Source organism: Pseudonocardia sp. McavD-2-B, from assembly GCF_024124365.1.
GTDB lineage: Bacteria > Actinomycetota > Actinomycetes > Mycobacteriales > Pseudonocardiaceae > Pseudonocardia > Pseudonocardia alni.
Window position 1 is genome coordinate 1 of the sequence record NZ_JAMXSG010000402.1, and the last position, 3818, is coordinate 3818.

Sequence of the window (3818 nt, forward strand, 5' to 3'; positions counted from 1 at the left end):
GTTCCCCGGTACCGGGCGGCCGGCGGCGGGTACGGGGCCGTTGCGCCCCGGCGCGGGCGGCCTGCCGTTCGGCGCACCGGGTCCGGAGCCGTTGCGCGGGGCCGCGCCGTTCACCGGCGGCGCCACGCGACGGACGTCCTGCTCGGCGTAGTGGTCGGCGTAGTCGTCGAAGTCGTCGATGTCGGAGTCGCCGTAGCCGGGATAGCCCGGATAGGCACCCGTCCCGGTGTCCTCGACCCCGTCCTCGGGACGGATGTCGAACATCCGACCGCGTGCGCGTCCCGGCATCTACTGGTCCCCTCCCCCGGCGACGAGCGCGGCGTTCCCGCCGGTCGAGCCGTGACCGGCGGCGCCGCGTACCGACGCGGGCAGCGCGGTGACCTCCACGAACCGGGCCGTCTCGACCCGCTGCACCACCAGCTGCGCGATGCGGTCCCCCCGGCGCAACTCCACCGGCGTGTCCGGGTCGGTGTTGACCAGGCACACCGTGATCTCGCCGCGGTACCCGGCGTCCACGGTGCCGGGCGCGTTGACGATCGACAACCCGCAGCGGGCCGCGAGGCCGGACCGCGGGTGCACGAACCCGGCGTAGCCCTCGGGCAGCGCGATCGCCACCCCGGTCCCGACGAGCGCCCGGCGCCCGGGCTGGAGGACCACGTCGGTGGTCGTCACGAGGTCGGCCCCGGCGTCCCCGGGCCGCGCGTACGCGGGGTGGGGGACGTCGGGGTCGAGCCGCGTCAGCAGGACGTCGACGGACGCTGCTGCCGGCGGCTGGTCCGGGGGAGCGGGCACGGAACCGGGCACGGCGGGCGACGCTACCCTGGGCCTCGTGAGCGAACGGGTTCCGGAGACCGACTCTGCGACGGCTGGCCCTGCTGCGTTCGACGAGCGGTTGTCCGTCCCGGTGTGGTGGTACCTGCTCGCCGTCGGGCTCGGTGTCCTGATGGGCGCGCAGATCCACATGGGCTATCCCGGCCTGCGGGCGTGGCTGGGCTATCTGGTCATGGTGCCGCTGTGCGTCGGCGTCCTGTGGTGGATGGGCCGCAGCCGCACCACCGTCCGCGACGGCGTGCTGATCTCGAACGGCCGGGAGCTGCCGCTGTCCGCGGCCGGGGTCACCGACACCGTCGCGCGCGCCGACAAGCAGCAGGCGATGGGCCCCGACCTCGACCCGCAGGCCTACGTGCTGCACCGGGCGTGGGTGGGGCCGCTGGTGCGGGTCCAGGCGACCGGCCGCGACGAGCCCTACTGGGTGCTCAGCACGCGCCGTCCCGACGCGCTGCGGGCGGCGATCGTCGCGCAGGCGCCGCACCCCCAGCAGAGCTGACCCCGCGGACACACGACGGGCCCCGGCGGAATCCGCCGGGGCCCGTCGTCGTGGTCCCGCAGTGCGGGCCCGGTCAGGCCGCGCAGTCGCGGCAGAGGAACTGCCCGCCCGAGGTGCTGGCGAGACGGCTCCGGTGGTGCACCAGGAAGCAGCTCGCACAGGTGAACTCGTCCGCCTGCTTCGGCAGGACGTTCACCGTCAGCTCCTCGCCCGACAGGTCCGCGCCCGGGAGCTCGTAGCTCTCCGCGGTGTCGGTCTCCTCGACGTCGACGACCGCGGACTGCGCCTCGTTGCGGCGCTGCTTGAGCTCGTCGAGCGAGTCCTCGGCCATCTCGTCGGCCTCATTGCGACGTGGGGCGTCGTAGTCGGTCGCCATCAGGTCTCACCCTTGCCTTACGTCCGTGCTGCTCGATTCGGCCCTCGAACAGCGGTACTTCGCATCGGTTGGTCGTCGCGTGCCGCTGAGGAACGTCGCGGGAAGCGGGTTTGTGCCCGGCTCCCGGAGTGACGCCGGTCTCACCTTCCCCGCAGGTCCGGGTGGCTCGTCCGTCGCGCGTCCTGTCGCGGCCGGTCCGGCACCGGCGGCGGGGAGGGTAGCCCAGCGTCCGGCGGGCGTCGCGGCGAGTCCCCCGATCACGCCGGGTGTCGCCCGGGCGCGGGCGCCGCCGGGCGCACTAGTGTCGCCCGGTGTGACGACGAGCGCCCGCACGCCCACGCCCGGTGCCGACCCCGCCACCGTCGGCGCGTGGCTGTCCACGGCCCTCGGCGACGAACGGTGGCGCGAGGCGCAGCTCACCTCGATCGGCGCCGGGCGGTCCAACCTGACCTACCGGGTCTCCTCCCCCGCCGGCGCCGTCGTGCTGCGTCGTCCGCCGGTCGGCGAGGTCGCCGCGACCGCCCACGACATGGGCCGCGAGCAGCGCGTGATCTCCGCTCTCGGGCCGAGCGCCGTGCCCGTCCCCGCGGTGCTGGCCGCCGACGACGGCGACGTGCTCGGCGCCCCCTGCTTCGTGATGGAGCTCGTCGACGGCGTCGTGCCGCTCGACGACCTGCCCGAGGGCTGGGCGTCCACCGAGGCGCAGCGCCGCGCCGCGGGCGACGCGCTGGTGGACGTGCTGGCCGCGCTGCACGCCGTCGACCCGGCCGCGGCGGGGCTGGGTGACTTCGGTCGCCCGAACGGCTTCATGGAGCGCCAGATCCGGCGCTGGGGCACGCAGTGGGCCGCCGCCCGCGACGGCGACGACCCGGTCCCCGTCGACGCCGACGAGGAGTCCGAGCTCACCCGGCTGTCCGAGCGGCTGGCCGCCGACGTCCCCGCCGCGCAGCGGCACACCGTCGTGCACGGCGACTACCGGCTCGACAACTGCGTGTTCGACGCCGAGGACCCCGGCCGCATCCGCGCGGTGCTGGACTGGGAGATGTCCACCCTCGGCGACCCGCTGGCCGACCTCGGGCTGCTGCTCGTCTACTGGAAGCAGGACGGCGACGACGCGGTCTGGTCCGCGGCCCAGCCGCTGCCGAGCCCGACCGGCCTGCTCGGCTTCCCGACGCGGCGCGAGCTCGTCGGGGGCTACACCGCGCGCACCGGCCTCGACGCCGGCCCGCTGCCCTGGTACGTCGGGTTCGGCGCGTTCAAGCTGGCCGTCGTGCTCGCCGGGATCCTGGCCCGGGTCCGGGCCGGGTCGGTGCCCGAGGAGATGGCCGAGGGCCTCGACGGGTCGGTCGGCCCGCTCGTCGCGCTGGGACACCACGTCCTGGACGGAGGGTCGTTCTGATGCTTCCCACCCGTACCCGCGGCGACCGTCCCTACGAGCGGCGCCGGTCCCGCCCCATCCTGGTCACCACCGCGCTGCTCGCCGTGCTGGCCGTGGCCACGTGGGCGGTCGTGCTGGGCACCGCCTCGGACGGCTCGGCGTCGACGAACTGCCCGGCTCCGTCGTCGGGGACCCTGGCGGGCTCCGAGATCGACCGGGCCGAGCTCGACTCCGCCGCCCCCACCGCCCCGGACGACGTCCGCTTCCAGGTCCTCAACGCCGGTGGGCAGCGCGGGCAGGCGAACCTGGTCTCGGCCGAGCTGAAGGACCTGCAGTTCGGCGAGGCCGGGACGCCGGGCAACGACCCCGCGTTCCCGCAGGGGGACCTGGGCTGCATCGGGCAGCTGCGCTTCGGTCCGGCCGGTGCGGCGTCGGCGTCGACGCTGGCGCTCGCGCTGCCGTGCGTCGAGCTGATCCGCGACGACCGGCAGGGCGCGGTGGTCGACGTCGTCGTCGGGTCGGCGTTCACCGACGTCGCACCGGGCCGCGCGGCCCGCGACGTGCTGGACCAGCTGTCCGCGCCGGGGACCGAGGGCGGTCCGCGGGCGGACCCGGGCCTGCTGGCCCAGGCCCGCGCCGCGACCTGCTGAGCCGCGACCGTCCGAGCGGTCGTCCGGACCGCTCAGACGGTGTCGGCGCCGCTGCGGCGGTGTGGGGCTTCCACTACGTCGGCGACA

At 75.6% G+C, this 3818-nt stretch carries 6 protein-coding genes; 3 read left to right on the forward strand and 3 right to left on the reverse strand.

Annotated elements, in window-relative coordinates:
* Both NH602_RS29160 and dut read right to left on the reverse strand, forming a co-directional pair.
* A partial coding sequence (locus NH602_RS29160) for a hypothetical protein (protein WP_253069486.1) occupies positions 1–288 on the reverse strand: 288 nt, incomplete at its 3' end.
* Positions 289–804 (reverse strand): dUTP diphosphatase, encoded by a 516-nt coding sequence (gene dut, locus NH602_RS29165; protein ID WP_083474710.1) that lies wholly within the window; start codon positions 802–804, stop codon positions 289–291.
* A gap of 25 nt (positions 805–829) precedes the next feature.
* Between dut and NH602_RS29170 the strand changes: the two genes are divergently transcribed.
* Positions 830–1327: a DUF3093 domain-containing protein gene (locus NH602_RS29170; protein ID WP_253069487.1), complete on the forward strand. Its 498-nt coding sequence runs from the start codon at positions 830–832 to the stop codon at positions 1325–1327.
* 73 nt (positions 1328–1400) lie between these two features.
* On the opposite strand, the gene NH602_RS29175 is transcribed toward NH602_RS29170, so the two are convergent.
* The gene (locus NH602_RS29175; RefSeq protein ID WP_010223990.1) at positions 1401–1703 is read right to left on the reverse strand and encodes a DUF4193 domain-containing protein; all 303 of its coding nucleotides are present in this window, start codon (positions 1701–1703) and stop codon (positions 1401–1403) included.
* A gap of 313 nt (positions 1704–2016) precedes the next feature.
* Between NH602_RS29175 and NH602_RS29180 the strand changes: the two genes are divergently transcribed.
* Both NH602_RS29180 and cei read left to right on the forward strand, forming a co-directional pair.
* Positions 2017–3102, forward strand: a complete 1086-nt coding sequence (locus NH602_RS29180; RefSeq protein WP_253069488.1) for a phosphotransferase — start codon at positions 2017–2019, stop codon at positions 3100–3102.
* Positions 3102–3731 carry an envelope integrity protein Cei gene (cei, locus tag NH602_RS29185; protein ID WP_253069489.1) on the forward strand — a complete coding sequence of 210 codons (630 nt, stop codon included), beginning with the start codon at positions 3102–3104 and terminating at the stop codon, positions 3729–3731. Before NH602_RS29180 ends, cei begins: the two co-directional genes overlap by 1 nt.
* Positions 3732–3818: the final 87 nt, after the last annotated feature.

Coding starts and splice junctions, on each gene's coding strand:
- cei (WP_253069489.1), top strand. CDS start 3,102: ATGCTTCCCACCCGTACCCGCGGCGACCGTCCCTACGAGCGGCGCCGG.
- NH602_RS29175 (WP_010223990.1), bottom strand. CDS start 1,703: ATGGCGACCGACTACGACGCCCCACGTCGCAATGAGGCCGACGAGATG.